At 70.8% G+C, this 26117-nt stretch carries 25 protein-coding genes and 2 pseudogenes; 9 read left to right on the top strand and 18 right to left on the bottom strand.

Annotation, left to right across the window (positions count from 1 at the left end):
• Nucleotides 1-104 precede the first annotated feature (104 nt).
• Nucleotides 105-761, top strand: a complete 657-nt coding sequence (locus tag ACIHIX_RS17685; RefSeq protein WP_399956408.1) for a DsbA family protein — start codon at nt 105-107, stop codon at nt 759-761.
• A 1-nt stretch (nt 762) separates the two neighbouring features.
• Here the strand turns inward: ACIHIX_RS17685 and ACIHIX_RS17680 are convergent, their stop codons facing one another.
• The 5 genes and pseudogenes from ACIHIX_RS17680 to ACIHIX_RS17660 all read right to left on the bottom strand — a co-directional run bounded on the left by ACIHIX_RS17680 (nt 763) and on the right by ACIHIX_RS17660 (nt 4506).
• The gene (locus ACIHIX_RS17680) at nt 763-996 is read right to left on the bottom strand and encodes a hypothetical protein (RefSeq protein WP_399956405.1); all 234 of its coding nucleotides are present in this window, start codon (nt 994-996) and stop codon (nt 763-765) included.
• Nucleotides 997-1200: 204 nt separating this feature from the next.
• On the bottom strand, nt 1201-2619 hold the full coding sequence (locus tag ACIHIX_RS17675) for an FGGY family carbohydrate kinase (protein WP_399956402.1): 1419 nt from the start codon (nt 2617-2619) through the stop codon (nt 1201-1203).
• A 25-nt stretch (nt 2620-2644) separates the two neighbouring features.
• A pseudogene (locus tag ACIHIX_RS17670) lies at nt 2645-3316 on the bottom strand (NAD(P)-dependent oxidoreductase).
• 132 nt (nt 3317-3448) lie between these two features.
• Complete coding sequence (locus ACIHIX_RS17665; RefSeq protein WP_399956399.1) at nt 3449-4267, bottom strand: DeoR/GlpR family DNA-binding transcription regulator; 819 nt, start codon at nt 4265-4267, stop codon at nt 3449-3451.
• Nucleotides 4264-4506, bottom strand: a complete 243-nt coding sequence (locus ACIHIX_RS17660) for a hypothetical protein (RefSeq protein WP_399956396.1) — start codon at nt 4504-4506, stop codon at nt 4264-4266. The genes ACIHIX_RS17665 and ACIHIX_RS17660 overlap by 4 nt, the downstream gene beginning before the upstream one ends.
• Nucleotides 4507-4667: 161 nt before the next feature.
• Here ACIHIX_RS17660 and ACIHIX_RS17655 point away from each other — a divergent pair, with 161 nt between their 5' ends.
• Genes ACIHIX_RS17655 through ACIHIX_RS17645 form a run of 3 tightly spaced genes read left to right on the top strand, consistent with a single transcriptional unit; the run spans nt 4668 to nt 7516 of the window.
• On the top strand, nt 4668-6104 hold the full coding sequence (locus ACIHIX_RS17655) for an FGGY-family carbohydrate kinase (protein WP_399956393.1): 1437 nt from the start codon (nt 4668-4670) through the stop codon (nt 6102-6104).
• Nucleotides 6101-6727 (top strand): histidine phosphatase family protein, encoded by a 627-nt coding sequence (locus tag ACIHIX_RS17650; RefSeq protein ID WP_399956391.1) that lies wholly within the window; start codon nt 6101-6103, stop codon nt 6725-6727. Before ACIHIX_RS17655 ends, ACIHIX_RS17650 begins: the two co-directional genes overlap by 4 nt.
• A gap of 12 nt (nt 6728-6739) precedes the next feature.
• Entirely contained in the window at nt 6740-7516 is a 777-nt protein-coding gene (locus tag ACIHIX_RS17645; RefSeq protein ID WP_399956388.1) for an SAM-dependent methyltransferase, read from the top strand.
• Between the two features lie 118 nt (nt 7517-7634).
• Here ACIHIX_RS17645 and ACIHIX_RS17640 read toward each other — a convergent pair whose 3' ends face one another.
• The 9 genes from ACIHIX_RS17640 to ACIHIX_RS17600 form a co-directional block, all read right to left on the bottom strand.
• Nucleotides 7635-8276: a superoxide dismutase gene (locus ACIHIX_RS17640; protein WP_399956385.1), complete on the bottom strand. Its 642-nt coding sequence runs from the start codon at nt 8274-8276 to the stop codon at nt 7635-7637.
• 104 nt (nt 8277-8380) lie between these two features.
• A complete protein-coding gene (locus ACIHIX_RS17635) occupies nt 8381-9760 on the bottom strand; it encodes an amino acid permease (RefSeq protein WP_399956382.1) in 1380 nt (459 codons plus the stop codon).
• 122 nt (nt 9761-9882) lie between these two features.
• Nucleotides 9883-10773, bottom strand: coding sequence for a TauD/TfdA dioxygenase family protein (locus tag ACIHIX_RS17630; protein ID WP_399956379.1), 891 nt, complete (start codon nt 10771-10773; stop codon nt 9883-9885).
• 14 nt (nt 10774-10787) lie between these two features.
• Nucleotides 10788-12122: an LLM class flavin-dependent oxidoreductase gene (locus ACIHIX_RS17625; RefSeq protein WP_399956376.1), complete on the bottom strand. Its 1335-nt coding sequence runs from the start codon at nt 12120-12122 to the stop codon at nt 10788-10790.
• Nucleotides 12119-12844: an ABC transporter ATP-binding protein gene (locus ACIHIX_RS17620; RefSeq protein ID WP_399956373.1), complete on the bottom strand. Its 726-nt coding sequence runs from the start codon at nt 12842-12844 to the stop codon at nt 12119-12121. Before ACIHIX_RS17620 ends, ACIHIX_RS17625 begins: the two co-directional genes overlap by 4 nt.
• Nucleotides 12820-13665: an ABC transporter permease gene (locus ACIHIX_RS17615; protein WP_399956370.1), complete on the bottom strand. Its 846-nt coding sequence runs from the start codon at nt 13663-13665 to the stop codon at nt 12820-12822. Before ACIHIX_RS17615 ends, ACIHIX_RS17620 begins: the two co-directional genes overlap by 25 nt.
• A complete protein-coding gene (locus ACIHIX_RS17610) occupies nt 13662-14729 on the bottom strand; it encodes an ABC transporter substrate-binding protein (RefSeq protein WP_399956367.1) in 1068 nt (355 codons plus the stop codon). The genes ACIHIX_RS17615 and ACIHIX_RS17610 overlap by 4 nt, the downstream gene beginning before the upstream one ends.
• A 199-nt stretch (nt 14730-14928) precedes the next feature.
• On the bottom strand, nt 14929-16116 hold the full coding sequence (locus ACIHIX_RS17605) for an ROK family protein (RefSeq protein WP_399956364.1): 1188 nt from the start codon (nt 16114-16116) through the stop codon (nt 14929-14931).
• A 65-nt stretch (nt 16117-16181) separates the two neighbouring features.
• Nucleotides 16182-16268 carry a putative leader peptide gene (locus ACIHIX_RS17600; RefSeq protein ID WP_399957314.1) on the bottom strand — a complete coding sequence of 29 codons (87 nt, stop codon included), beginning with the start codon at nt 16266-16268 and terminating at the stop codon, nt 16182-16184.
• 272 nt (nt 16269-16540) lie between these two features.
• Here ACIHIX_RS17600 and ACIHIX_RS17595 point away from each other — a divergent pair, with 272 nt between their 5' ends.
• Nucleotides 16541-17119 (top strand): biotin transporter BioY, encoded by a 579-nt coding sequence (locus ACIHIX_RS17595; protein ID WP_399956361.1) that lies wholly within the window; start codon nt 16541-16543, stop codon nt 17117-17119.
• Between the two features lie 71 nt (nt 17120-17190).
• On the opposite strand, the pseudogene ACIHIX_RS17590 reads toward ACIHIX_RS17595, so the two are convergent.
• Together ACIHIX_RS17590 and ACIHIX_RS17585 are read right to left on the bottom strand one after the other, a co-directional pair.
• Nucleotides 17191-17638: pseudogene (locus ACIHIX_RS17590) on the bottom strand (FAD-binding protein); the annotation flags it as partial.
• Between the two features lie 138 nt (nt 17639-17776).
• Nucleotides 17777-18496, bottom strand: coding sequence for a hypothetical protein (locus ACIHIX_RS17585; protein WP_399956358.1), 720 nt, complete (start codon nt 18494-18496; stop codon nt 17777-17779).
• 219 nt (nt 18497-18715) lie between these two features.
• On the opposite strand from ACIHIX_RS17585, the gene ACIHIX_RS17580 reads away from it, so the two are divergent.
• Nucleotides 18716-20500 carry a protein kinase gene (locus ACIHIX_RS17580; protein WP_399957311.1) on the top strand — a complete coding sequence of 595 codons (1785 nt, stop codon included), beginning with the start codon at nt 18716-18718 and terminating at the stop codon, nt 20498-20500.
• 42 nt (nt 20501-20542) lie between these two features.
• Here the strand turns inward: ACIHIX_RS17580 and ACIHIX_RS17575 are convergent, their stop codons facing one another.
• Nucleotides 20543-21961, bottom strand: coding sequence for an amino acid permease (locus ACIHIX_RS17575; protein WP_399956355.1), 1419 nt, complete (start codon nt 21959-21961; stop codon nt 20543-20545).
• 193 nt (nt 21962-22154) lie between these two features.
• Here ACIHIX_RS17575 and ACIHIX_RS17570 point away from each other — a divergent pair, with 193 nt between their 5' ends.
• The gene (locus ACIHIX_RS17570) at nt 22155-22643 is read left to right on the top strand and encodes a ribose-5-phosphate isomerase (protein ID WP_194076359.1); all 489 of its coding nucleotides are present in this window, start codon (nt 22155-22157) and stop codon (nt 22641-22643) included.
• A gap of 35 nt (nt 22644-22678) precedes the next feature.
• On the top strand, nt 22679-23500 hold the full coding sequence (locus ACIHIX_RS17565; RefSeq protein WP_399956351.1) for an Fpg/Nei family DNA glycosylase: 822 nt from the start codon (nt 22679-22681) through the stop codon (nt 23498-23500).
• 8 nt (nt 23501-23508) lie between these two features.
• Here ACIHIX_RS17565 and ACIHIX_RS17560 read toward each other — a convergent pair whose 3' ends face one another.
• Complete coding sequence (locus ACIHIX_RS17560) at nt 23509-24750, bottom strand: GNAT family N-acetyltransferase (RefSeq protein ID WP_399956348.1); 1242 nt, start codon at nt 24748-24750, stop codon at nt 23509-23511.
• A 162-nt stretch (nt 24751-24912) separates the two neighbouring features.
• Between ACIHIX_RS17560 and ACIHIX_RS17555 the strand changes: the two genes are divergently transcribed.
• The gene (locus ACIHIX_RS17555; protein WP_399956346.1) at nt 24913-26100 is read left to right on the top strand and encodes a PP2C family protein-serine/threonine phosphatase; all 1188 of its coding nucleotides are present in this window, start codon (nt 24913-24915) and stop codon (nt 26098-26100) included.
• Nucleotides 26101-26117 lie beyond the last annotated feature (17 nt).

Raw genomic sequence — 26117 nt, 5'->3', positions numbered from 1 at the left:
ACAGCACCGATCCTGCCATGTGCCCCTGACGGGCGGGAGGAGGGAATGAGGTGGGGTGGGGACGACGTTGTCCCAGGGAATCGAACACTTTCCTGAGGAGACGCATGTCCGAGACCAGCTCCGCGAAGACGCCCGTCGACTTCTGGTTCGACCCGCTGTGCCCCTGGGCCTGGATGACCTCCCGGTGGGTCCTCGAGGTGGAGAAGGTCCGGAACATCGAGGTGCGCTGGCACATCATGAGCCTGGCCGTGCTGAACGAGCCCAAGATCGACGAGCTGCCCGAGGAGTACCGCGAGCTGCTTGAGACCAAGGCCTGGCAGCCGATCCGGGTGGTCACCGCGGCCTGGCAGAAGCACGGCTCCGACATCCTCGGCCCGCTGTACACCGCGCTCGGCACCCGTATCCACAACGAGGGCCAGGGCCCGACCCGCGAGGCCGTCGAGGGCGCCCTGGCGGACGTCGGCCTGCCCGCCGACCTGATCGAGTACTTCGACCAGAAGGACTTCGAGTTCGACGCCGAGCTGCGCGCCTCCCACAAGGAGGGCATCGACAAGGTCGGCCAGGAGGTCGGCACCCCGGTCATCGCCGTCCCCGGCGACGACGGCGAGCAGATCGCCTTCTTCGGCCCGGTCGTCACCCCGGCCCCCAAGGGCGAGGCCGCGGCCCGCCTCTGGGACGGCACCCTCGCCGTCGCCTCGGTCCCCGGCTTCTACGAGATCAAGCGCACCCGGACCAAGGGCCCGGACTTCAGCAACCTGTAGGTCACGGTCGATCCGCGTCGGCGGCGGGCTCCTTCTTGAACTTCTCGGGGAGGAGCCCGCTGTCGTGGATATGGCCGATGCGGAAGTAGGTCAGACAGCCGGCGGCCGTGCACCGCCAGAGGTCGTGCACATAGGTGCGGCCCCCTTCCGCGCGGGCCCAGGCCTTCTCGGCCTCGTCGAGCTTCTCGAACTCCTGCATGCCACGGCAGGTCCGGCAGTACCGGCTGATCGTCACAGACCCCTCCTCGCCATCACCGCCAGATCCGGACCGCGTGGGACAGCGGCTCCGTGGCGGGCGGTCACCACCGCGTCGACCCCGAGTCCGTAGTACAGCGCGTATTCGGCGAACGCGTCCCCGAAATCACCGGCTCCGGTACCGCCGCGAGCAGCAGGCAGCGGCGTCTCAGGCGCATGTGATTCCCTTTCGTCGGCGGACTGTTCAACGGCGCGCCCGGTCACGGGCCACGGCCAGCCGTGCCAGATGGTCGGCGTAGCCCTTCGCGTAGTACGCCGCCCGCCCCGCGTCCGGCTCCACGACCGCCGTCGGCCGGGTCCATGTGGCGGTGTCCAGGGCGATGCCGTACCGCTCCGCCGCCGCCAACACCGCGCCCCGCGCGCCCACTTCACCCTCGACGACCCGTAGCGGCCGGCCCAGTACGTCCGCCAGCAGCCGCATCCAGGCGGGGCTGCGGGTGCCGCCGCCGCACACGGCCAGCGTGCCGGTCAGGCCCGCAGCCTCCAGGCAGTGCCGGGCCGCGTAGCCGATGCCCTCACAGGTGGCCCGGACGAGATCGGCCGGGGTCGACTCCAGGCAGACGCCGCTGAGTTCGGCGCGGAGGCGGGGTTCGACGAAGGGGGCGCGTTCGCCGGAGGGCGCGAAGTAGGGGAGGACGCGGACGCCGTGCGCGCCGGGCGGGGTGTCGGCGAGGAGGGTGTCGACCTCGTCGTGGGCCACGCCTGTCGTCTTCAGCACCCAGTCCAGGGCGGCCGTGCCGACCATCGCCGGCATCGCGCGCAGCCAGTGGCCGGGGCGGTCGGTGGAGATGTGGAGGCCGGCCGGTTCGCCGGACAGGTCGAGGCCGGTCGTGGCGACCAGGCCGGCCAGACAGGTGCCGACGATGAGCAGGCCGTCGCCGGGGCGGGTGACACCGGCGCCGAGGGCGCAGGCCGCCAGGTCGTAGGGGCCGTTGGCGAGGGGGGTGCCGGCGGGCAGGCCCTCGCCCTTCGCCCCGCCCGTCGCCACCGGGTCGCTGACCGGGGCGAGCAGGCCGCGGCGGTGGGTCAGGCCGAGGAGTTCCACGACCCGGTTGTCGTAGGCACGGGTCCTCGGGTCCAGGAACGGCATCGACGCGTCCGAGACGTCGGTCGTCGCGCGGGGCGCCCCGGTCAGCCGCTGGAACACCATGTCCTTGCAGTAGACGGCCGCCGTCGCCCTGTCGAGGGGCTTCGGGTCGTGGCTGTCCAGCCAGGCGAGCAGGGGGCCGGGACAGCCGGGGAACATCGCGCTGCCGGTGCGGCGGAAGACGGTCTCGAAGGTGCCGTCCGCCAGCCAGCGGTCGACGAGCTCGGCGGCCCGCCCGTCCATCCAGGAGACGGCGGGCCGAACGGGCCGCCCGTCCCGGTCCAGCAGCCACACACCGTCGCCCTGGCCGGTGAGCCCGGCCAGCTCCACCTCCTCACCGCCCACTTCCTCCAGGACGGCGACGACGGCCGCGTACACCTCCCGCATGTCCTGCTCCACGAACCCGTCACGCATCCCGAGGCCCACCGACCGTGCGGCGACCTTCAGCTGCCGCCCCTCTCCGTCGAACGCGGCGGCCTTCACCGTGGACGTACCGACGTCGATCCCGATGTACATCGAAGGCTCCCTATGGCTCGGTCCGTCAGCTCAGCGAGTGCGCCAATGGTTCCCCCCTGGCCCAGCGCCCTACCTCCGCCGCTGCCGTCGCCGCCGCCTTTTCGGCCACCGCACGGCTCGCGCCGCCCAGATGCGGGGTGAGGACGACACGGTCGCCGAGCGGGGACCGCGGGCCGCGTTCACCACCATCGCGCCGGGCGGGAGGAGGGACAGTTCGCGGGCGCCGATCAGGCCCCGGGGCTCCGGGGTGAGACGGGCGTGCAGGGTGATCGCCCCGGACCGGGTGAGGAGTTCGTCCAGGGACGTCATGCGCAGCCCGTGGATCTCGCCCCGCACATAGGGGTCGTAGACCAACGTCACGCGTCCTGGCTGCGTCCACGTTGACGTTGACCGGGCCGCCCCGGCAGACCACGACCAGCCGCAGCCGCCCGGCGCGGTCCAGCACCCGTTCGGTGACCGGCGCCATCTGGGTGACCAGCACCTCCGCGCCGTCCTCCAGGGCCGCGATGACCTGGTCCTGCGTACCGCACGCCTCCTGGACCTCGGCCACCGGACCGAACGGCTCCAGGGGCCGGCCCAGGGTCAGTTCTCGTACGGCAACGGCCTGTTCGGGCAGTTCATGGGCAAGGGCCCGGGCGATCAGCCGGGGCTGTACGAAGTGGTCGCCGGCCGCGACGATCCGCAGGGGGTCACTCATCGCAGGCTGTCTCCCGTCTCGGCGTCGAAGACGTGCGTCAGATCCCGGTCCGCCACGACCCGCACCCGGTCGCCGTGGGCCGTTCTCCGCCACCGTCAGCAGCGGGTACAGCGCGTAGTTCTCGCACGCCACTCACGTAGTTCCAGCCAGGTCATGGCCGCCCCTCGTCACACAGACCTCGTAACGAACCTTGTGCTCGTCCAGGTCGCGCAGCGCGTCCGCTGGTGCCCCGTCGTCGACCAGGAGCAGGTCGAAGCGGGAGAGGGGGGCGACGCGGTGCAGGGCGGCCCGGGCGAGCTTGGTGTGGTCGATCAGCAGGACGTTGCGGGCGGCGGAGTCGAGCATCGCCCGCTTCACCGACACGATGTGCTGTTCCTGGTGGTAGGCGTACCCCCCGTGCACGGCCGACGTGGACGCGAAGCAGACGTCCACCCGCAGGGCCTCGATCGCCTCGACGCAGGAGACGCCGAGGAAGGAGGAGTGCAGGGGGTCGTAGTCGCCGCCCAGGGCCATGAGGTGGATGCCACGCTGGTCGGAGAGGAGGTTGATGGCCTCCAGGAAGTTGGTGACGACGGTGAGGGGCGTGATCTCGCCGAGGCGCAGCGTCCGCGCTATCTCCAGGGTCGAGGTCGAGTCGTCCAGCATGATCGCCATGCCGGGCTCTATCAGCCCCACCGCGTGTGCGGCGACGGCGGCCTTCTCGGCGCGCATGGCCTTGAGGCGGTACTGCACGTTGGACTCGAAGACACCGGACGGCTGGGCCGTCACGCCTCCCCTGAACTTCCGGACGATTCCCTGCCGTTCGAGCTCGTCGAGGTCCCGGTGGATCGTCATCAGGCTCACCCCGAACCGCTCGGCGAGTTCCGCGGCGGTCGCCGAGCCGTCGGCGAGGACCTGCTCGGCCATGGCGGACTGGCGGGCCGCGGGACCCTGCTGTGCGCTGTTGTTCATCGTTTCCCGATCCGTCGTCCTGGGCGCTGCGGCCGGTCGGCCTCGAACAGCAGCAGGTTCTCAGGCCGGACCGTCGGCCGTACCGGATCGCCCCGGCCGAGCGGCGCGCCCGCCTTCAGCGACCACTGGTCGGCCTGGAGGAGGTCGGGGAAGAAGTCGGCCTGGTCCCCTTCGGCGCCCGCGGCCAGGGCGGCGCCGAGCGCGAGGACACGTCGTCGGTCGTGCGCGTGCGTGTCCATCCATGACCTCCAGGTGGGGCTGGGCCAGGTGCTGGGTAACACGTCGAGTCGACTCGATAACAGAGGGTGTAACGGCGGAAGATGGCCGTCAATCCCTCGCGCGCGCCCAAATCTCGGGGCAGAGTGAGAAGTTCACGGATCGTTGTGTGCGGGAGGCCGGGATGGAGCAGGAGACGTGGCTCGGGATCGACCTCGGGACCCAGAGCGTCCGCGCCCTGCTCGCCACGGCCGACGGCACGGTCCTCGGCAGCGGCTCGGCCCCGCTGCGGGGACGACGTGACGGCGTACGGCACGAACAGGACCCGGGGGAGTGGTGGACGGCGGTGTGCATGGCGTCCCGGGCGGCCCTGCGCGATCACTCCGGCGGGATCGGCGGCCTCGCGGTGTGCGGCACGTCCGGGACCGTGCTGCTCGCGGACGACGCCGGGCGGCCGGTGAGCCCGGCGCTGATGTACGACGACGGGCGGGCCTGGGCGGAGGGGGAGCGGTTGCGCGGGGCGGGCCTCGCGGTGCAGAACACCTGGGGGCTGCCGAAGGCGCTCTGGCTCCGCCGGGTCCATGGGCCGGGCCGCATCACCCACCAGTCCGACGTGATCACCGCCCACCTCACGGGCGGCCCCGTCCCCACCGACTCCAGTCACGCCCTGAAGACGGGATACGACGCGGCGGCCGAGGTCTGGCCGGACGTCCCGGGCCCGCCGGTGCCGCTGCCCGGTGTCGTACGCCCCGGCACCCTCCTCGGCGAGGTCTGCGCGGGTGCCGCCGAGGCCACCGGCATCCCCGCCGGTACCCCCGTCGTCGCCGGGATGACGGACGGCTGCGCGGCCCAGATCGCGTCCGGCGCCCTGCGCGCGGGCTCCTGGAACTCGGTGCTCGGCACCACCCTGGTCCTCAAGGGCGCCTCCCCGACGCCGGTCCACGACCCGACCGGCGTGGTCTACAACCACCGTGCCCCCGACGGGAGTTGGCTGCCCGGGGGTGCCTCCGGCGTGGGTGCCGGTGTGCTGACGGCGGCGTTCGCGGGGGCGGATCCGGCGGTGATGGACCAGCGGGCGGCGCGGTACGAACCGGCCGGGGCCATCGCCTACCCGTTGGTCTCCCCGGGTGAACGCTTCCCCTTCCTGGCCCCCGGGGCGACGGCCCTGCTCCTCGGCGAGCCCGCGGGCGAGGCCGACCTGTGGGCCGCGCTCCTCCAGGGCGTCGCCTTCACCGAACGGCTCTGCCTGGACTACCTCCACCACCTCGGCGCCCGCCTCGACGGCCCCCTCTCCTTCACCGGCGGCGCCGCCCGCAGCCCGTACTGGAACCAGCTCCGCGCCGATGTCCTGGGCCGCGAGGCGTGGGTGCCCGAGCAGACCGAACCGGCTCTGGGGATGGCCGCGTTGGCGGCCCACGGTGTCACCGGAGAGACCCTCCCGGACATCGCCGACCGCATGGTCCGCGTCCGCACGGTCGTCACCCCCCGCCCCGACCGCACGACCCGTTTCGCCGAGCCGTACACCCGCCTGGTGGACGAACTGACGACCCGCGGCTGGCTGCCGCCCCCGGTCGCGGCGCATGCGCACGCCCGGCTGGGCCGGGATACTGCGGACTCATGAGCAGCGCGACCCTCCTCCTCGCCCGCCACGGGCAGACCGTCTGGCACGCCGAGAACCGCTACGCCGGTGTCAGCGACATCGCCCTCACCGACGAGGGCCGGGCCCAGGCCGAGGCGCTCGGACGCTGGGCGGCAGCGCACCCCGTGGACGCGATCCGGACGTCCACGGTGTCCCGGGCCATCGCCACCGCCGCCCCCGCCTGCCGCGCCCTCGGCCTCACCTCCCACCCCGAACACGGCCTGCGCGAATGCGACTTCGGGGTGCTGGAGGGTCGGACCCTCGCCGAGTTCGCCACGGAGAACCCGATCGCCGCGGAGGCGTTCCGCACCGACCCGGTGGCGAACCCGTTCCCCGGCGCCGAGGACCCGAAGGAGGCGGCGGCGCGCGGCACCGAGACCCTCCGCCGCATCGCACGGGACCACCCCGGCGAACGGGTCCTCGTCGTCGCCCACAACACCCTGCTCCGGCTGGTCCTGTGCGAGCTGCTGTCCATCCCGCTCAGTGAGTACCGCCGGGTCCTCCCGCGGTTGCGGAACGCGGCGATCACCGAACTCCGCGTGACCGCCGCGGGATCCGCCGCACTTCTCTCCCTCAATGTGCCGTGCGACCTGCACCTTCCGTAGCACCATGGGCACATGACGGAGATCGACACCTCGGTACCCCATTCGGCCCGCATCTGGAACTACTGGCTCGGCGGCAAGGACAACTACCCGGTCGACGAGGCGGCGGGCGACGCGTACACCGCCGTCTTCCCCGGCATCGTCACCATCGCCCGCAGCAGCCGCGCCTTTCTCGGCCGCGGCATCCGGTACCTGGTGCAGGAGGCGGGGGTACGTCAGTTCCTGGACGTCGGCACCGGCCTGCCGACCGTCGACAACACCCATGAGGTCGCCCAGCGGATCGCCCCGGAGTCGAGGATCGTCTACGTCGACAACGACCCGCTCGTCCTGACCCACGCCCGCGCCCTGCTCACCTCCACCGCGGAGGGCGTGACGGCCTACGAGGACCTCAGTCTGTACGAGCCGGAGCGCATCCTGGACCAGGCGGGCAAGACCCTCGACCTCTCCCGGCCCACCGCCCTGATCCTCAGCGGCATCCTCGGCCACGTCGCCGACCACGACCTGGCCCGGGACCTCGTCGCCCGCCTTCTCGCGGGCCTGCCCTCGGGCAGCTACCTCTGCGTCAACGACGGCTCGCGCGGCACCGACCCGGACTACGAGCAGGCCCAGGACGGCTACAACGAGACCGGTGCCGTCCCGTACTTCCTGCGCCCGGTCGAGCAGATCACCGCGTACTTCGAGGGGCTGGAACTGGTGGACCCGGGTGTCGTCTCGGTGCCGCTGTGGCGCCCGGACGCCGGCGCCCGCCCGGAGCCGATCGGCCAGCACGGCGGCGTGGGCCGCAAGCCGTAGCCGCCGCCGGAACGGAAGGAAGCCCCCGCGAGTCACGTCCTCGCGGGGGCTTCCGTCATTCCGCCTGCCACGTGAAGGGTGAGAAGACGATCACGAGCAGGACGTATTCATACACCCGTCAGGGCGCGAGCAGCAGCACATCCGCACGGGACCTGGCCGCCTCGTAACGCCGGGCCACGTCCTGCCAGTTGACGACGGCCCACATGGCGTCGATGAAGTCGACCTTCTGGTTCCGGTACTGGAGGTAGAAGGCGTGCTCCCAGGCGTCGAAGACCAGGATCGGGACGGAGCCCTGGCCGACGTTGCCCTGGTGGTCGTAGACCTGCTCCACGACGAGACGGCCGCTCAGCGGCTCGTGGGCCAGCACGCCCCAGCCGGATCCCTGCGTGGTCGCGGCGGCCTTGGTGAGCTGTGCCTTGAACCCGGCGTACGACCCGAAGGACTCGGCGATCGCGTCGGCGAGGTCGCCCACCCCGTCGGCGGCGAGCGGCTCACCGCCGCCGTCGCCGGTCATGTTGTGCCAGTAGATCGAGTGCAGGATGTGCCCGGAGAGGTGGAAGGCCAGGTTCTTCTCCAGCCCGTTGAGCGCCCCCCACTGCTCCTTGTCCCGCGCCTCCGCGAGCTGCTCCAGCGTGTCGTTGGCCCCCTTCACGTACGCCGCGTGGTGCTTGTCGTGGTGCAGCTCGATGATCTCCGGGCTGATCACGGGGGCGAGCGCGGCGTAGTCGTACGGCAGTTCAGGGAGCGTGTAGACGGGCATGAAGGGTCCCCTCAAGAGCTTGTTGCAAGTAGCTTGCAACAACAAGCTAACAGCAAAAAGCCCCCGGGTGGATCACGCGGGGGCTTTCGGGTGGTCGGTTCGGGTCAGCTCGCGGCCCGTCTGCGCTGCCACGCATGGCCCACGGCCGCCAGCACCACCGTCATGACGCCGGTCGAGTACAACTGCACCCGCGTGTCCGCCTCCCGTGCCATCAGCACGAAGATCCCGGCCATCCCGGCCAGCGCCACCCACGTCAGCACCGGGAACGCCCACATCCGTACCGTCAGCTTCTCCGGCGCCTCGCGCTCCAGCTGCCGACGCAGCCGCAGCTGGGAGGCGGCGATGAAGATCCAGACGACCAGGATGACCGCGCCGATCATGTTGAGCAGCCAGGAGAAGACGTCGTTCGGGCGCCAGTAGCTCAGCACCACGCAGGCGAAGCCGAACACCGAGGACACCAGCACGGCCACCCGCGGCACCCCGCCGGAGACCCGGCCCAGGGCGCGCGGCCCCTGTCCGCGCTGCACCAGCGAGTAGGCGATGCGCGAGGAACCGTAGATGTTGGCGTTCATCGCGGACAGCAGGGCGACCAGCACGACCACGTTCATCAGCTGTCCGGCGCCCGGGATGCCGAGGGAGTCGAGGGCGGCGGCGTACGGGCCCTTGGCCGTCACCGCCTCGGCGTCCCACGGGACCAGCGTCACGATGACCGCCATCGAGCCGATGTAGAACAGCGCGATGCGCCACATGGCGGTGCGGACCGCGGTGGCCACGCCCCGCACCGGGTTCTCCGACTCCGCCGCCGCGATCGTCACCGTCTCCAGACCGCCGTACGCGAACACGGAGGCGAGGATGCCGATGACCAGGCCCTCGCTGCCGTTGGGGAGGAGGTCGCCCAGATGCGAGGCGCCCGGTGAGTCCGTGCCCGGGAGGACGCCCGCGATCGCCAGCACCCCCAGCACCAGGAACAGGCCGATCGCGCCGACCTTCAGCGCCGCGAACCAGAACTCGAACTCGCCGAAGTTCTTCACGGAGGCGAGGTTCGTGGTGCAGAACACCACCATGAACAGCGCCACCCACGCCCACTCCGGCGTCCCCGGCAGCCAGCCGGTCACGATCTTCGCCGCGCCGATGCCCTCCAGGCCGACGGCCGTGCAGAGCAGGACCCAGAACGACCAGCCGGCGGTGAAGCCCGCCCAGGGGCCGATCGCGCGCTCGGCGTGGGCGGAGAAGGAGCCCGAGGACGGATACGCGGCCGACATCTCGCCCAGCATCCGCATCACCAGCATCACGAGGAGCCCGGAGAGGGTGTAGGCGAGGACGATCGAGGGCCCGGCCGCGGCGATACCGGCGCCGGAGCCCACGAACAGACCAGCGCCGATCACCCCGCCGAGGGCGATCATCGACAGATGGCGCTGCTTCAGGCCGTGGGAGAGGGAGGCGCCGGGCTCGGGTGGGGCCGGGGCGGCGGTGGTGCGGGACATGAGAGCGATTCGTCCAGTGCGTGAGACGGCGTGCGGGGGCAAAAACGCCCACAGTCTGGGCAGCCTCTCCGGTCAGGAGGAGAGGCTGCCCAGTATGCGGACACCGTCCGTACAGGCCGTGACTAGGCGGCCACGCTCGTGTAGTGCGAGGCGTCGCCCTCCACCGAGTAGCTCTCCTTGCCCTCGATGCCGACCGGGATGTCCCCGGCGACGGTCACCCGGTGCAGACGGCGGGCCTGGCGGTCGTAGTTGTCGACGGCGTAGTGCTGGGTGATGCGGTTGTCGAAGAGGACCAGCTGGTTCGGCGACCAGCGGTGGCGCAGGATGTGCTCGGGCCTGACGACGTACGACTGGAGCAGGTCGAGCAGGGTGCGCGACTCGGTCACCGACAGACCCACGATGCGCTGCGCGAACCCGCCGATGAACAGGCCGCGTTCACCGGTGAGCGGGTGGACGCGGACCACCGGGTGGGCGGTGCGGTACTTGATGGAGGTGAACTGGGCGCGCTGGGCGGCCTTCTTCTCGTCGATGTCCTCGGCCGGTACGGCGTAGTCGTAGTCGTTGGTGTGCTCGGCCCACAGCGTGTCCGCCAGCCGGCGGAGCGGGTCCGGCAGACTCCGGTACGCCGCCGCGGAGTTGGTGATCAGGGTCTCGCCGCCGTACGGCGGGAGCGTGATGCTGCGCAGGGTGCTGGCCTGCGGCGGGTTGAGGACGAAGGTGACGTCGGTGTGCCAGTGGCTGGCGCTGCCCTGCTCGCTGTCGACGGGCAGCACGTTCGCGGCGCCGTCGACGGCGGGGACGGTCGGGTGGGCGGTGGTGAGGTCGCCGAAGTGGCGGGCGAAGGCCTGCTGGCCCTCGTCGTCGAGGTCGACGTCGTCGAAGACGAGCGCCTTGTGGATGTTCAGGGCCTCACGGAGGGCGGCGACGGTCTCGCCGTCCAACGGCTTGGCGATGTCCACGCCGGAGACCTGGGCGCCGATGTGGGCGGTGACCTTGCGGATGTCGATCGTCATGACGGTCAGTCCTTTCAGACCAGGGTGGCGGTGTACTGGTTGGCGGGGCGGGGGAGGCCGTAGCGCTCCCGCAGGGTGCGGCGCGGGCCGTACTCCTCGCGGAGCAGCCCGCGGTCGCGCAGGATCGGGACGACGTGGTCGACGAAGAGGTCGAGGCCCGAGGGCAGCACGGCCGGCATGATGTTGAAGCCGTCGGCGGCGCCGAGCGTGAACCACCGCTCGATCGCGTCGGCGACCTGCTCGGGCGTTCCGGCGAAGGTGAGATGCCCGCGCCCACCACCCAGTCGGCCGATCAGCTGCCGTACGGTGAGCCGCTCGCGGCGGGCGAGTCCGACGACCAGCGTGTACCGGCTCTTGGCGCCCTCGATCGCGTCCTCGGAGGGCAGGTCGGCGGGGAGTTCGGCGTCCAACTCCAGGGTGCCGACCGGCAGTTGGAGCAGCCGCTCCAGGTTGGCCACCCCGTGCTCGTGCACGATGTGGTCCTCCAGCTCCTGCTCCGCCGCCCGTGCCTCGGCCTCCGTCGAGCCGATGACCGGGACGATGCCGGGCAGCACCTTGAGGTGCTCGGGGTCCCGACCCGCCTGGACGACCCGGGACTTGAGGTCGGCGTAGAAGTCCTGCGCGTCCTTCAGGGTCTGCTGGGCGGTGAACACCGCCTCCGCGTACCGGGCCGCGAACGCCTTGCCGTCCTCGCTCGACCCCGCCTGCACCAGCAGCGGGTAACCCTGCGGGGAACGCGGCACGTTGAGGGCGCCGCCCACGCTGAAGTACGTGCCCTCGTGCCGGGGCGGGTGGATCTTGGTGTCGTCGCCCCAGACACCGGTCGCCTTGTCGGCGACGATCGCGTCGTCCTCCCAGCTGTCCCAGAGCTTCAGCGCCACGTCCAGGAACTCGGCGGCCCGCGCGTACCGTTCGGCGTGCGCCGGTTCCGCGTCGAGACCGAAGTTGCGGGCGGCCTCGGCGCCGGCGGTGGTGACGATGTTCCAGCCCGCCCGGCCACCGCTGATGATGTCGAGCGAGGCGAACTTGCGGGCCAGGTTGTAGGGCGAGTTGTAGGACGAGGACGCGGTGGCGATCAGGCCGATGTGCTCGGTGGCCGTCGCCAGCGCGGTGAGCAGCGTCAGCGGCTCAAGGGCGCCCGCGGGCCGCTGGCTGACACTGCCCCACAGCTGGGGGCTGTCGGCGAGGAAGAGGGAGTCGAAGGTGCCGCGCTCGGCGATCCGGGCCAGCCGGACGTAGTGGTCCAGCTCGACATGCGCGTACGGATCGCTCTCCGGAAGCCGCCAGGAGGCCTCGTGGTGCCCGGTGGTCATCAGGAACGCGTTCAGGTGCAGCTGTCTGGTGGTCATGCGTGGTCCTCCGTCACTCCGAGCGCCTTCAGCAGCCGCTCCCGGTACTCGCTCAGCAGCGGATCGCGGTACGACCGCGGATGCGGCGGCTCGACGGTCAGATCGAGGCCGATCCGCCCCTCCTCCAGCACCAGCACCCGGTCCGCCAGCACGATCGCCTCGTCCACGTCGTGCGTGACCAGCAGCACGGACGGCCGGTGCCGCTCCCACAGCTCCCGCAGCAGGACGTGCATCTTGATCCGGGTCAGCGCGTCCAGCGCCCCGAACGGCTCGTCCGCGAGCAGCAGTTCGGGCTCCCGGACCAGCGACCGGGCGAGAGCCGCTCGCTGCGCCTCCCCACCCGACAGCTCGCTCGGCCAGGCCCGCTCCCGCCCCCCGAGCCCCACCTCCTCAAGCGCGGCCCGCCCCTTGTCCTCGCCATCGGTGCCCAGCAGTACGTTGTCCAGGACCCGGCGCCAGGGCAGCAGCCGCGAGTCCTGGAAGACCACGGATATCCGTTCCGGGGCGGCGAGCCGGCCGCTCCCGGTCACCTGGTGGTCGAGGCCCGCGACGGCCCGCAGCAGCGTGCTCTTGCCGGAGCCGCTGTGCCCGAGGAGGGCGACGAACTGTCCGGCCGGGATGTCGAGGTCGATGCCGTCGAGGACGGTGCGCCCGTCGAACGACCGGGTGAGGCCCCGGAGCTGGACGGCGGGGCGGGTCAGTTGCTCAGTGTGCGTCGCCATGACAGCACCCTCCTTTCGATGAGGCGGACCGCGCTGTCGGAGGCGAGGCCGAAGACGCCGTAGACGACGAGCCCGACGAGGATGACGTCCGACTGGCCGTAGTTCTGGGCCTGGAACATCAGATAGCCGAGGCCGCTGGTGGCGTTGATCTGTTCCAGGACGACCAGGCCGAGCCAGGAGCCGGTGACGCCGAGCCGGAGTCCCACGAAGAATCCGGGCAGCGCGCCGGGGATGACGATCTGCCGGACGAACTGGAACCGGTTCAGCCCCTGCACCTCGGCGAGTTCGACGAACCGGCTGTCGATGCCGGACAGCGCGGCATGGGTGTTGAGGTAGATCGGGATGTAGACGACGATCGCGATGATGGCGATCTTGAAGGTCTCGCCGATGCCCAGCCAGAGGATGAACAGCGGGATCAGACCGAGGGTGGGGATCGCCCGGTTGAGGTTCACCGTCCCGTCGATCAGCGCCTCCCCGACCCGGCTGAGCCCCGCCGCCAGCGCCAGCGCGACCCCTGCGACCAGCCCGATCGCGAAGCCGGACGCGGCCCGCTGGAGCGAGGTCAGGATGTCGGTGCGCAGGGTCCCGTCGGTCCACAGATGGGCGCCGGTGTCCAGGACCGTCCAGGGTGCCGGGATCGCGGCGGTGTCCAGCCGGCCCGCGGCCGAGGCGGCGGCCCACAGGGCGAGCAGGAGGACGGGGCCGACGAGGCGGGCGGCGGGCAGCCGCTTGCCGGGGGAGAGGCCGCGGCGCCGGCGCCGTACCGTCTCCGGGGCCTGAGTGACGACCGGAGCCGTCGCCGTCGTGGTCACAGCGCTCACTTGCGATACTCCTCTGCTACGGACTTCGCGGCGATGCCCTCGAAGCGGTGGTCGAACAGCGAGGCCACGTCGAACTTCTTCACGAAGCCGCCCTCCGCCAGCAGATCGGCGGTCTCCTGCTCCCACTTGATGGCCTCGCTCCAACTCGGCGGGAACAGCGGCTTGTTGGCGAGCGCGGTGATCCCCTGGGCCTGCGCGAGGGTCAGGTTCTGCGTCTTGACGTAGAACTCCTCGTTCCAGACGTCGGGGTTCTCGTACGTCCAGACCTGGCCCTTCGCCCAGAACGGGATGTACGCGGCGACCGCGGCGGCCTTCGCCTCGTCGTTCAGCACGGAGGCCGGCGCCCACAGCAGGTTGAGCAGGTCGACCACGTCCGTGGTGATGACCCGGGCGCCCTTCGCCTCGTACTGCGAGAGATAGGCGGGCGACTGGGTGTTGCCGAGCGGGGCGATGTCCACCTGGCCCGACTGGAGGGCGGTGAGGAACTGGTTGCTGGTCAGCGGGACCAGCTTCACGTCGTCGTAGGCGAGGCCCGCCTTCTTCAACGCCCGCAGCAGCACGACTCCTTGGGCCTGGCCCTGGGAGAAGGCGAGCTTCCTGCCCCGGAAGTCCTCGACCGTCCTGATGTCGCTGCCGGGCTTGGTGGCGAAGACGTAGTTGGGCTTGCGGGTGATGTTGATCGCGACGATCTTCGCGTCGAAGCCCTGGTAGTGCGCCTGGATCGGCGGAATACCCGCGTTGTTGGCGAGGTCCAGGGACTTGGCGCGGAACGCGTTGATCACATCGGGGCCGGCTCCGATGTTGACCCAGCTGGACACCTTGAACGGCAGTTCGCCCAACTTGGCCAGCTTGAACTGAAGTTGCTGGGTGTCCTGATACGAGGCGACCTTCAGGGCCGTCCCCGCCGGGACCTTGTCGGCGAGCGGCGCGGTCGAGGCGCCCTCACCGCCGGTGGCGGCACTGGACTCGGCGCAGCCGCTCAGCCCCGCGACACCGGCCGCGGCGCCGAGGACGGAGGTGAGGAAGAGTCGCCGGTCTATGCCGGACGTACGGGAAAAAGGCATGGGAGGACTCCCTGAATTGGTGCAGGGGAAACATGAAAGAGAAGGCAAAACGCGGCGGGAAATAAATTCACGCGGCGGAAACGAGCGCGTCACACGGGGCAGGGTGTCAGCAACAGAAGGTGCGACAGTGCAGGTGAGGGCTCATGAACACGATGCTCGCGGCCATACGGAACCCCTGTCAACATTCGGAGTTTCTGAATTAAATAGCCTCAGGTGACGCGGTCAGCGGATCCCGGTAGAGCACGTCCAGGGCCACCGAACCACCCGCCACCGCGAGCACCGAATCGGGGAAACTCGTCGGGATCACCGACCCCGCCCGCCCCGTCCCGACCTCCGCCCGCAGCGCCGCCAGGCAGTCCTCCCGATGGATCGCGCCGACCTCGGTGACGACGACGGCCTCCGGATTGAGGATGTCCAGCAGCAGCCCCGCCGCCCGGCCCGTCATCCGCGACCGCTCCACCAGCAGCCGTACGGCCACCGGGTCGCCGTCCGCCGCCGCCCGCACCAGATGCATCGGGTTCACCCCGGCGATCACCCCGGCCGCCCGCGCCCTGCGGCACAACGTCCGCTCGCTCAGCTCGGCCTGGAGGCAGCCGGTGCGCCCGCACTCGCACGGCTCGGTACCGCCAGGCACCGGCAGATGGGCGATGGCGCCCGCCTGGGAGCGCGGCCCGTGGTGCACCTCGTCATGGGTGGCGAAGGCCGCGTCGACCACGTTGCCGACGAACAGATGCAGCACGCTGAGGCTGCCGCGCGCCCGCCCGAAGAGCCGCTCCGCGTTCACCAACGCCCGCGCGTGCCCGTCCACATGGACCGGCAGCCCGGTGCGCGCGCCGATCAGCTCCCGCACCGGCACGTCCCGCCAGCCGAGCAGCTGATGCTCGACGACGGTCCCGGTGTCCCGGTCCACCCAGCCGCCGGCCGCGAAGCCGACGCCGAGCGGCCGGCACCCCGGGGACGCCGCCAGCAGTGCGCCCAGCCCGTCGGCGGCCCGTGCCAGCACCGGCCCGGGATCGGTGCCGTCCGTGTGCCGTAGCTCCCGCGAGGCGACCACGCGCCCCCGCAGATCGAGCAGCGCGACCGTCGTATAGGGCACCGCCACATGGACGCCGCCCACGACGAACCGCGACGAGTCCAGGTCGACCGGCACATGGGGCCGGCCCACGCCGTTCGACCGCCGGGGCGCGGCGGCCTCTTCGATCAGCCCCAGCCGGGCGAACCGGGCGCAGTAGTCGGTCACCGACGCGGGCGAGAGCCCGGTCAGCCGGGCGATGGTGGAGCGCGCCACCGGCCCGTGCTCCAGCACGGACCGCAGGACGATGCTCGCGCTGGTCCGCCGCCGGTCGCTGTCGGCGGCGCGGGCCAGGGTAGACGTAAGGGTGGGCATGGTGATCACCTCGGGGGCCGGTCCGACTCTGCGCCGTACGCGAGGGGCGAGACCGGAACGGGGCCTCACCCAGGACGGCGACAGGCGGCAGCACTCACACGCCGCAGGTCGACATGGCGACGCGACGTGAGGAAGAGGGCCTGGGCAACCATGGCTGGAAGGGTAGGGGGCGCCGACCGGATCCGGCCAGAGCGCGTCTCGGCATTTGGTGGGACCCTACAGACGCCGTTCACACTCGACACGTGAGTGAAACGTCCCGGCCTCAGTGACCGGCATCACGCCGTACCGGGTGTAACCGACACCCTTTGTATGGAGACCACCAAGTCGCCGCTCCAGCCTTTGTCGACCGCTGACGGTGATCGACGCGAGGCGCCCGGGATAGCGTCGCGATGTCCTGTCCCCGTCACCACCTCGCGGAGTCCCCATGAGCACCGCCGTCGCCCCCGTCCGCCCCGGTCAGGTCCTCGCCGACCTGCTGCCGGCCTCCCGTGTCCGGGACGTCGCGCTGGTCGTCGGCGGCGCGGCGCTCACCGGCCTCGCCGCCCAGATCTCCGTGCCCGTGCCCGGCTCCCCGGTGCCGGTGACCGGCCAGACCTTCGCCGCGCTGCTCGTCGGCACCACGCTGGGCGCGGGGCGCGGCTTCCTCTCCCTCGCGCTGTACGCCCTCGCGGGCGTCGCGGGCATGCCGTGGTTCGCGGGCGCCACCTCCGGCTCGGCCGCCCCGTCCTTCGGCTACATCCTCGGCATGATCCTCGCCTCCACCGTCGTCGGCGCGCTGGCCCGCCGCGGCGCCGACCGCTCCGTGCTGCGCACGGCGGGCGCGATGCTGCTCGGCGAGGCGATCATCTACGCCGTCGGCGTCCCCTACCTCGCCCTCGACCTCGGCATGTCCGCCTCCGCCGCCGTCGCGGCCGGCCTCACTCCGTTCCTGCTCGGCGACGCCCTCAAGGCGGCCCTGGCGATGGGCCTGCTGCCGAGCGCGTGGAAGCTCGTCAAGCGCTGAGTCGTCACCCTCACCGAAGAGGTTCGCCGGGTCGTACGTCGACTTCACCTCGGCGAGCCTCTTCCGTGTCTCGGCGCAGCGCCCGCGCCCTCCCCGTGCAGCTCACTCGCCACCGTGCTGTCCCCGTAGTGGGCGTGCGGGAAATCCGGGTCGCTGTGGATGTGCGGCTCTCGGCGTAGGGCAGCTCCCGCAGCGAGTCGTCGAGCACCGGCCCGATCTCCCGCAGCGGGGCGACGAGTTGCTCTCCGCCTCGCCCGTGTGGGCGCCCCGCACGGACACCACGTACCGCCCGCGCAGACGCGGCGGCAGCGCCGGCGGATCCGGGTACGGTACGGCGGTGAAGGACGAGGTCAGCCCGTCCGGCACGGTCCGCGTCCAGGCCTCCTACGCCCGCAGCGCGTCCGCCGGATCGACCTCGCGCCCGTCGAACGCGAGCGAACCGCCGTACAGCGTGCGCACGGGGACGAGCCCGATCTCCAACTCGGTGACCACCCCGAGCCGATGACCGCCGCCGAGCAGCGCCAGTACAACGCGGATCCCGGCGCGGACCCTCCCCCCACCGCACACCCGCCTGTACCCGGACGGTACGGGCCGCGGGATGGACCTCATGGTGGAGGCATGACCTGACAGCCACCGTCAGGTCATGCCTCCGGTGGATCAGATCTCCTGCCGCGGTCGACGCGTCGACCACCACAGCCCGGCCACACCGGCCGCCATCAGGGCCGCGCCCGCCGCACCCGCCGGGAGCAGATCACGCGCGACACCGGTCTTCGGCAACGCGTCGCCGCCGGGCGCCACCGGCTTGTTGTCGGTACCGAGGAGCAGCGGGGTGGCCGGGGCGTTCGGCGACGGATTCGTCGTACCGAACGGAACCGGTCCCTGCTGCCAGTACGTCTTCTTCCCGTCGCCGGTCTGCACCGGCAGACAGATCTTTCCGGTCTTGTCGAGATCGAACGACGCGTCCACGGCGTACGACTTCGACTTACCGGCCGCGAGATTGTCGATCGGGCAGGCGAAACCGCTGTTCGAACCCTCCGGCAGATCGCTTTCGGCAATCGAGGAGCATCCTTGAACGCTATTGACCGTGAGGCCGTCGAAACCGACGACCAAAAGCTGGATCTTTCCGCTGTCCTTGGTCCCTTCGTTCTTCACGGTGGCGGTGAGGTCGGTTTTCTCGGACTTGTTGTCGACCGAGATCTGTTCGGGCAGCAGCGTGGTCAGCTTCACGCCGTCCGGCGCCTCGTCGACAACCTTTCCCCCCTTGCTGCTTCCGGGCCCCTGGTCATCCGCGCCGGCGGTGCCGGAAAGGATCAGTACGGCCGAGAAAGATGCTGTGACCAGCGATCCCGTGATGGTCGTCATACGACGAGAACTCATGTTCGCCCCCCTTGGCTGCGCCTGAATTCGCAGTACTTGAAGAGCTACCACAAGATTTCTCCGCACTATGCTGGTACGGCGTGAAGTGTGACCATTGTGTTGAAGTAGGCGTTGGCCGGTGCGTGGTGGAGGGGGTGCGACGGATTGCCGGGGAATACGGGAAGCACGGGAAGTACGGGTAACACGGGAAACACGAGGAGCGGCGGAGCGCCAGGGATCCTGGTGGCGGGCCGTTATCGCCTGGTCGAGAGTATCGGCCAGGGGGGAATGGGGCGGGTGTGGCGAGCCGCCGACGAAATGCTGGACCGGCTGGTCGCGGTCAAGGAAATGCGCATAGACGGCCTCGACGCCGAGGACGCCCGCACCCGCCGTGAACGCACCCTGCGCGAGGCGCGCGCCACGGCCCGCATCGACCATCCCAACGTCGTACGGGTCTACGACGTCGTGGACGAGGGCGAACGCCTGTGGATCGTCATGGAGTTGGTGGCGGGCCGCTCCCTGGAACGCATGATGATGGAGGACGGCCCGCTCGGCCCCCAGCAGGCGGCCCGGATCGGCATCGGCCTGGTGACGGCACTGCGCCAGGTGCACGCACGCGGCGTCCTGCACAGGGACATCAAGCCGGGCAACGTGTTGGTGGAGGCCAACGGCCACCGCGTCGTCCTCACGGACTTCGGCATCGCGGCCATCCAGGACGCCAAGGCGCTCACCATGGTCGGCATGCTGGTCGGTTCCCCCGACTACATGGCCCCCGAGCGCATCGCGGGCCGCCCACAGGGCCCACCGTCCGACATCTGGTCCCTGGGCGCGACCCTCTGCGCGGCCCTGGCCGGCCACTCCCCCTTCTCCCGGGACACCACGCTGGCAACCCTCCACGCGGTCCTCTACGAGGAGCCCCAACTCCCCACCACAGCAGGCGCCCTACGATCCGTCCTCGCCGCCCTCCTGGAGAAGGAGCCGGAACTGCGCCCGGGCCTGGACGAGGTGGAGGAGGCCCTCCATCCGGTGGCGTTCCCGGCCCCGACCCCCACGGTCCAGGTAGGACCGGAGGCGGAACCCCCGCCCCACCCCGAGGACGAGCGCCCCCTCCAGGACCCGGCAACCCCGGCCTTCCCCTGGCCCAGACCGGAACTCCCCACACCCCCCTTCCTGAACACCCCCCAGCCCCCACCCACCCCGACGCCCGCACAGGAACCCACGTCCGCTCCCACATGGGAACCCGCACCCGACTACGAGAGCCGCACGGGCAGCCCGGGTGGGAACCCAGACCGGGCCGAGGGACTGGTACCCACCCACAACGCCTCCTCAGAGGCACACGGCGGCATCTCCCTCATCCGCTCAGAAGCCGTCACCGAACAACGACCGACCCCGCGACCCTCACCACGGCCCTGCCCGCACCCCCACCGCCGCACCCGCCTCCTCACCGCCGCAGCCCTCACCACAGCCGCCGCGGTGATCACGACCCTGATCCTCCTCAACGCCAACTCACCCGGCACCAAGCACGAGGCACAGGGCACCCCCACCCCAACCGCCCCCACCTCCCCACCCCCGACAGTCGAGGGCACCTCCAGGCCCCAGTCCCTCCCACCCGGCGCCCACCGAGAAGCCGGCGGCTTCGCCTGGGCAACCCCCAAGGACTGGCGCAGAGATGTGAAGACGGGGGCGGAGGTGCACTACACCTCACCCGACGGCACCCAGGAACTCGCCGCGAAGTCCTCCCTCGCCCGAGGCGACCTGATGGACACCTGGAGGACCTCGGAACAGAACGCCCACCAGGGGCAGGACTACCGGAAGATCCGCTTGGAGGACACGGAGTTCCAGGGCCACCCGGCGGTGGTCTGGGAGTACACGTTCACGCTCAAGGGCGTCCCCTGGCACGCCCGCCTGCTCGGCTTCAACGCGGATGGCAAGTCGTACCAGGTGAACACGTGGTACCAGCCGCAGACGGAGACGCAGGCGCTCAAGACGTACGAGAAGGTCAAGAACAGCTTCACGGTGCTGTAGAGAATCCACAGCACCGTGAAACGAGCAGCACCCCGAGGTGCCTCAACCCACCTTGATCTCGTCCTGCACGTCAGCTCCACCGACGACGTCCGAACGCCGGCCTCGCATCCGCTCCTTGACCACGGCGACACCGAGCACGAACGCCGCGACGAGCAACGACAGCAGCACGGTCGTACGCCCGCTGCTCGCCCCTTCCGTGTCGGTCAGCATGTAACCGAGCACGAAGACGATCAACCCGGCCGTGGCCCAGGTCAGATACGGGTACAGCCACATCTTCACGACCAGCTTCTCCGGCGCCTCGGCCTGGATGATCTTCCGCATCCGCAGCTGCGAGAAGCAGATGACCAGCCACACGAACAGAGCGACCGCGCCGGAGGAGTTGACGAGGAAGAGGAAGATCGTGTCGGGGGAGAGGTAGTTGAAGAAGACGGCGACGAAACCGAAGAGCACGGACGCGAGAATCGCGGCCATCGGCACGCCCCGCGCGTTCGTGCGGGCGAACACCTTCGGCGCGTCCCCCCGCTCGCCCAGCGAGAAGGCCATGCGGGAGGCCGTGTAGAGCCCGGAGTTGAGGCAGGACAGCACCGAGGTCAGCACGATGAAGTTCATGATCTGACCGGCGTGCGCGATCCCGAGGGAGTCGAGGGCGGCGACGTACGAGCCGGACTCCTTGATGGACGGGTCGTCCCACGGCAGCAGCGTCACGACGACGAAGATCGAGCCGAGGTAGAAGACGCCGATCCGCCAGATGATGCTGTTGGTCGACTTGGTCACCGCCCGCTGCGGGTTCTCGGACTCGCCGGCGGCCAGCGTGGCGATCTCGCTGCCCATGAAGGAGAAGACGACGAGCAGCACACCGGTGAGGATGGCGCCGGGCCCGTTGGGCAGGAAGCCACCGTGGTCGGTGAGGTTGGACAGGCCCGCCTTGTCGGCGTCGACCCCCGGCAGCACACCGAAGACCGCGAGCCCGCCGATGATGATGAACGCGCCGATGGCGACGACCTTGATCCCGGCGAACCAGAACTCGAACTCGCCGTAGGAGCCCACGGAGACCAGGTTGGTGGCGGTCAGCACCACCATCACGATGAGCGCCCACCCCCACTGCGGGACGGCGGGTATCCACCCTTCGAGGATCTTGGCGCCGGCGGTGGCCTCCACCGCGAGCACGACGACCCAGAAGAACCAGTAGAGCCAGCCGATGGAGAAACCGGCCCAGCGCCCGAGCGCCCGGTCGGCGTGCGCGGAGAAGGAGCCGGACGTGGGGTTCGCGGCGGACATCTCACCGAGCATCCGCATCACCAGCACCACGAGCGTGCCGACGAGCGCGTACGACAGGAGGATGCCGGGTCCCGCGGTGGCGATGCCGGAGCTGGAGCCGACGAACAGTCCGGCACCGATGACACCACCGATGGCGATCATGGACAGATGCCGGTTCTTGAGTCCGGCCTGGAGACCAGTCATACGGGTAGTTCCTTTGGTGCCAGGTGTGGGGGGCGATAAGGATCGACTCAATGAATCAGAGGCAAATAAATAAATGAACCTTCGAATCCAGATTGTTACTTGAGGTTTCCTTGAGCTTCCGTGGTTCAGGTCATTGTTTTCCTGGCCGACACCCGAGGCTGCTGCCCCGAAACAGCCATGTCACACTCATCCCATGCGCGTGTATCTCGGCTCCGACCATGCGGGCTTCGAACTCAAGAACCACCTCGTCGAGTGGCTGAAGGCGGCCGGCCACGAGGCCGTCGACTGCGGCCCCCACATCTACGACGCCCAGGACGACTACCCGCCGTTCTGCCTCCGCGCCGCGGAGCGCACGGCGGCCGACCCCGACGCCCTCGGCATCGTGATCGGCGGCTCCGGCAACGGCGAGCAGATCGCGGCCAACAAGGTCAAGGGCGTACGCGCGGCTCTCGCCTGGAGCGAGGAGACGGCGTCGCTCGGCCGCCAGCACAACAACGCCAACGTCGTCGCGGTCGGCGCCCGGATGCACACGCAGGACGAGGCGACCAAGTTCGTCGAGACCTTCCTCGCCACGCCGTTCTCCGGTGACGAGCGCCACATCCGCCGCATCGACATGCTGGCCGACTACGAGACCACTGGCGACCTCCCGCCGATCCCGGCCCACCACCCGCAGCAGGGCTGACCGCCCCGGTCCGGGGGCTGGAAGGAACAGGCACCGTGCCAGAGGGGCACACGATCCACCGGTTGGCGGCCGACTACGCCGACCGCTTCTTTGGCACGGCGCCCCGAGTCACCAGCCCCCAGGGCAAGTTCTCCGACGCCGCCGCCCTGCTCCACGGCGCCGGACTCACCCGTACCGAAGCCCACGGCAAGCACCTCTTCCTGGGCTTTCGCGACACCGGCCGGGACACCGACTGGGTCCACATCCACCTCGGCCTCTTCGGCAAGGTGAACTTCGGCGACGCCCCCGCGCCGCCGCCCACGGACACCGTCCGGCTGCGGCTCGCGAACGCCACGTCGTACGTCGATCTGCGCGGCCCGACCACCTGCGCCCTCATCACGGACGCCGAGAAGCACGCGATACACGACCGCCTCGGCCCCGACCCGCTCCGCGAGGACGCCGACCCGCAGGCTGCGTACCGCCGCATCTCCCGCAGCCGTACGACGATCGCCGCGCTCCTGATGGACCAGAAGGTCATCGCCGGCGTCGGCAACGTCTACCGCGCCGAGGTCCTCTTCCGGCACGGCATCGACCCGTACCGCGCGGGGAAGGATGTCACCGCGCGGGAGTGGGACGCGATCTGGCGGGATCTCGTCGACCTCATGCGCGAGGGCGTGCGCCACAACCGGATCGACACCGTCCGGCCCGAGCACACCCCGGAGGCGATGGGCCGCCCGCCCCGCGTCGACGACCACGGCGGCGAGGTGTACGTCTACCGCCGGGCCACCATGCCCTGCCACATCTGTGGCGGCGAGATCCGCACCGCCGACCTCGCCGCCCGCAACCTCTTCTGGTGCCCGGGCTGCCAGACCCGTTAGGGCGGGCGTCAGAACCCGTGCGGCAGCCAGGGCGCGACGGCCGAGCCGAACCCGACCGCCGCCTCCGTCAGCGCCCCCTGCCGCAGCTCCCGCACCCGCCCCGCGGCCCCCAGCGCGGCGAGGCTCACCCCGCCGAGATACGCGGCCCCCAACTCCCGTACGGACAGCGCCAGATCGGCCGCGTCCTCGGTCCGCTCGCAGGACGCCCCCTTCGCGTCCCCACTCAGCCGCCAACGCCCCGCGTTCCAGGGGCAGAAGTCGTCCTCGACCTCGAACACCACGTCCACCGGCGCCTGATAGGTCCGCGCCGCCAGCGCGGCCCCCACATCCACCAGCCGTACGTGCAGCGAGTCCCGCAGCCGCAGCTCGCACCGCCGGATGTCGGAGACCGACTGCTGCCAGCCCTCGTCGGCCGGCCGCCCCCGCACCTGCACCTTCGACGTCAGGTCGATCCCGAACAGGAACCGCCACAGCGCGCCGTGCGCGGCCGGATCCAGCGCCTGTACGTCCCGCAGCGCCACCGTCCCCTTGGGCCCGGCGGTGTCCCACTCCGGCTTCACATGGAAGCGGGCGTACCCGACGACCTCGCCCTCCCGCTCCGCGACCACGCACTGCAACGGTGACGCCCCCTCCCGGCTGCTCTCGGGATCGAGCAGTCCGAGCCGCTCCCACCCGGGAATCCGCGCGACCATGCCCGGCCGCAGCGGCACCAGCCGCGCGTACACCGCCTCACACGCGTCGAGCACCTCGGCCGGCCGCGCGTACCGCACCCGTACGTCATCGGTACCGGGCGGGACGGACAGCCGTACCCGAGTCGTGTCGATCTCGGCGCTGACATGGAACGTCGCCGGCGCGTAACCGAACCGTCCGTAGATCGCCGGCTCGCTCGCCGTCAGCACGGCCAGCGGCCAGCCCCATTCCCGTACGTCGTCCAGCTGGCGCCGCATCATCGAGCGCAGTACCCCGCGCCGCCGATGCGTCGCCGCCACACTGACCATGGTCACGCCGGCGGCCGGCACCGAGGCGCCGCCCGGCACGGTCAGCCGGAAGCTGAACGCCCCGGCCGTGCCGACGCACACCTCCCCGTCCCAGGCGCCGAGGGAACGGTCGAGCTCGGTGAGCCCGTTCCACAGCTCCCGTTCCTCGGCCGCCTCCGCGACCCCGCCGAAGGCCCGGATCAGGTTGTCGTACCACTCGTCCCATTCGTCCTGCCGCAGCACCCGCAGGTCGGTCGCGAAGTCAGAAGCCATGGACCATGCCTACCAGGGCATTGCGGGACGAGCCAGGGGATTTCTCCTTGGTGGCCGCAGGGTGGCTTTCCGTGAAGTTCACTGTGAAGTTGAACCTCGGACGGGGGACAAGTGGGACCTCCCGTGCCAAGCAGCTGGTCCGATGGATAGGGTCCCGAACTAATGGCAGCAGGACGAGAGCGGCGCGCGGAAGCCGATACGTTCACGGCCCGGTTGAAGATGCAGTGGCACCGGGCCCGCGTCGGCCTGCGCAGAAGCGCCGTCGACTACTTCCGCGGGGACGGCTCGGACTGGATCGCACTGGCCGGTCTGCTCCTCACGATCCCGCTGATCGCGGCCACCACGCTGATGAACTCGGTGTGGTGTTCACCGGCCGCGCTGGTCCTGCCGATCGTCGCGGGCGGGCTGCTGCTGCGCCCGGCGAGCCTGCTGGGTCTGTACGCGGCGGCGGCGACGGCACTGATCGTGGAGTCGGTGCAGCTGGGCCCGTACACGGAAGGCCCCTCCCGGGTCACCCCCGGCATCGTGCTCGTGGTCGCCGCCTGCGGCTTCTTCGGCCTGCTCATCGCCCAGTTCCGCAGCCGGGTCGGCGTGCCCTGGCGGCGCGGCGGCACCATGCTCTTCGACCTGCGCGAACGCATCCGCGTCCAGAGCAAGCTCCCCAAGCTCCCGCCCGGTTGGCACCGCGAGATGGCCCTGCGCCCGGCCGGCGGCCAGTCGTTCTCGGGCGACTTCGTGGTGGCGGCCCGCACGAACGGCGGCCGCACGATGGAGGTCGTCCTGACGGACGTCTCCGGCAAGGGCATGGACGCGGGCAGCCGCGCCCTGCTCCTCTCCGGCGCCTTCGGCGGCCTCCTCGGCTCCCTGCCCCCGCACGCGTTCCTGCCCGCCGCCAACGGCTACCTCCTCCGCCAGGACTGGGACGAGGGCTTCGCGACCTCCATCCACCTGGTCCTGGACCTGGACTCCGGCGACTACGAGCTCTACTCCGCGGGCCACCCCCCGGGCCTCCAACTCAGCGCGGGAAGTGGCCGCTGGGAGGAGAAAGCGGCGGAAGGCCCCCTCCTCGGCGTCTACGACGGCGCCCAGTTCGACCCCGTGAAGGGCTCGCTGCGCCCCGGCGACGTCCTGATGCTCTTCACGGACGGCCTGGTGGAAACCTCCGACCGCGACATCGTGGAAGGCATAGACCGCCTCACCGGCGAAGCCGACCGCTACGTAGCCGGCGGCTTCCACGGCGCCGCCTGGCACCTGATCGAGGCAGTGGCAAAGGACGTCAACGACGACCGAGCCCTACTCCTGATCTGCCGAGAGGGCCCAACGGCGGCGGCCCAGCCGACCCTGCCGTAGCCCCGCCGGGGTGGGGT

It is taken from the genome of Streptomyces sp. NPDC051913 (genome assembly GCF_044593635.1).
In the GTDB taxonomy this organism is placed as follows: Bacteria; Actinomycetota; Actinomycetes; order Streptomycetales; family Streptomycetaceae; genus Streptomyces.
The sequence above is the reverse complement of the archived record's forward strand: the minus strand, read 5'-3'. Positions and strand labels throughout refer to the sequence as shown.

What these genes read in the sequence shown, in the direction of transcription:
- ACIHIX_RS17585 (WP_399956358.1), bottom strand. Translation starts at nt 18,496, where the DNA reads ATGAGTTCTCGTCGTATGACGACCATCACGGGATCGCTGGTCACAGCA.
- ACIHIX_RS17570 (WP_194076359.1), top strand. Translation starts at nt 22,155, where the DNA reads ATGCGCGTGTATCTCGGCTCCGACCATGCGGGCTTCGAACTCAAGAAC.
- ACIHIX_RS17665 (WP_399956399.1), bottom strand. Translation starts at nt 4,267, where the DNA reads ATGAACAACAGCGCACAGCAGGGTCCCGCGGCCCGCCAGTCCGCCATG.
- ACIHIX_RS17560 (WP_399956348.1), bottom strand. Translation starts at nt 24,750, where the DNA reads ATGGCTTCTGACTTCGCGACCGACCTGCGGGTGCTGCGGCAGGACGAA.
- ACIHIX_RS17660 (WP_399956396.1), bottom strand. Translation starts at nt 4,506, where the DNA reads ATGGACACGCACGCGCACGACCGACGACGTGTCCTCGCGCTCGGCGCC.
- ACIHIX_RS17600 (WP_399957314.1), bottom strand. Translation starts at nt 16,268, where the DNA reads ATGGTTGCCCAGGCCCTCTTCCTCACGTCGCGTCGCCATGTCGACCTG.
- ACIHIX_RS17610 (WP_399956367.1), bottom strand. Translation starts at nt 14,729, where the DNA reads ATGCCTTTTTCCCGTACGTCCGGCATAGACCGGCGACTCTTCCTCACC.
- ACIHIX_RS17650 (WP_399956391.1), top strand. Translation starts at nt 6,101, where the DNA reads ATGAGCAGCGCGACCCTCCTCCTCGCCCGCCACGGGCAGACCGTCTGG.
- ACIHIX_RS17640 (WP_399956385.1), bottom strand. Translation starts at nt 8,276, where the DNA reads ATGCCCGTCTACACGCTCCCTGAACTGCCGTACGACTACGCCGCGCTC.
- ACIHIX_RS17625 (WP_399956376.1), bottom strand. Translation starts at nt 12,122, where the DNA reads ATGACCACCAGACAGCTGCACCTGAACGCGTTCCTGATGACCACCGGG.
- ACIHIX_RS17630 (WP_399956379.1), bottom strand. Translation starts at nt 10,773, where the DNA reads ATGACGATCGACATCCGCAAGGTCACCGCCCACATCGGCGCCCAGGTC.
- ACIHIX_RS17605 (WP_399956364.1), bottom strand. Translation starts at nt 16,116, where the DNA reads ATGCCCACCCTTACGTCTACCCTGGCCCGCGCCGCCGACAGCGACCGG.
- ACIHIX_RS17675 (WP_399956402.1), bottom strand. Translation starts at nt 2,619, where the DNA reads ATGTACATCGGGATCGACGTCGGTACGTCCACGGTGAAGGCCGCCGCG.
- ACIHIX_RS17655 (WP_399956393.1), top strand. Translation starts at nt 4,668, where the DNA reads ATGGAGCAGGAGACGTGGCTCGGGATCGACCTCGGGACCCAGAGCGTC.
- ACIHIX_RS17620 (WP_399956373.1), bottom strand. Translation starts at nt 12,844, where the DNA reads ATGGCGACGCACACTGAGCAACTGACCCGCCCCGCCGTCCAGCTCCGG.
- ACIHIX_RS17595 (WP_399956361.1), top strand. Translation starts at nt 16,541, where the DNA reads ATGAGCACCGCCGTCGCCCCCGTCCGCCCCGGTCAGGTCCTCGCCGAC.
- ACIHIX_RS17555 (WP_399956346.1), top strand. Translation starts at nt 24,913, where the DNA reads ATGGCAGCAGGACGAGAGCGGCGCGCGGAAGCCGATACGTTCACGGCC.
- ACIHIX_RS17645 (WP_399956388.1), top strand. Translation starts at nt 6,740, where the DNA reads ATGACGGAGATCGACACCTCGGTACCCCATTCGGCCCGCATCTGGAAC.
- ACIHIX_RS17575 (WP_399956355.1), bottom strand. Translation starts at nt 21,961, where the DNA reads ATGACTGGTCTCCAGGCCGGACTCAAGAACCGGCATCTGTCCATGATC.
- ACIHIX_RS17685 (WP_399956408.1), top strand. Translation starts at nt 105, where the DNA reads ATGTCCGAGACCAGCTCCGCGAAGACGCCCGTCGACTTCTGGTTCGAC.
- ACIHIX_RS17635 (WP_399956382.1), bottom strand. Translation starts at nt 9,760, where the DNA reads ATGTCCCGCACCACCGCCGCCCCGGCCCCACCCGAGCCCGGCGCCTCC.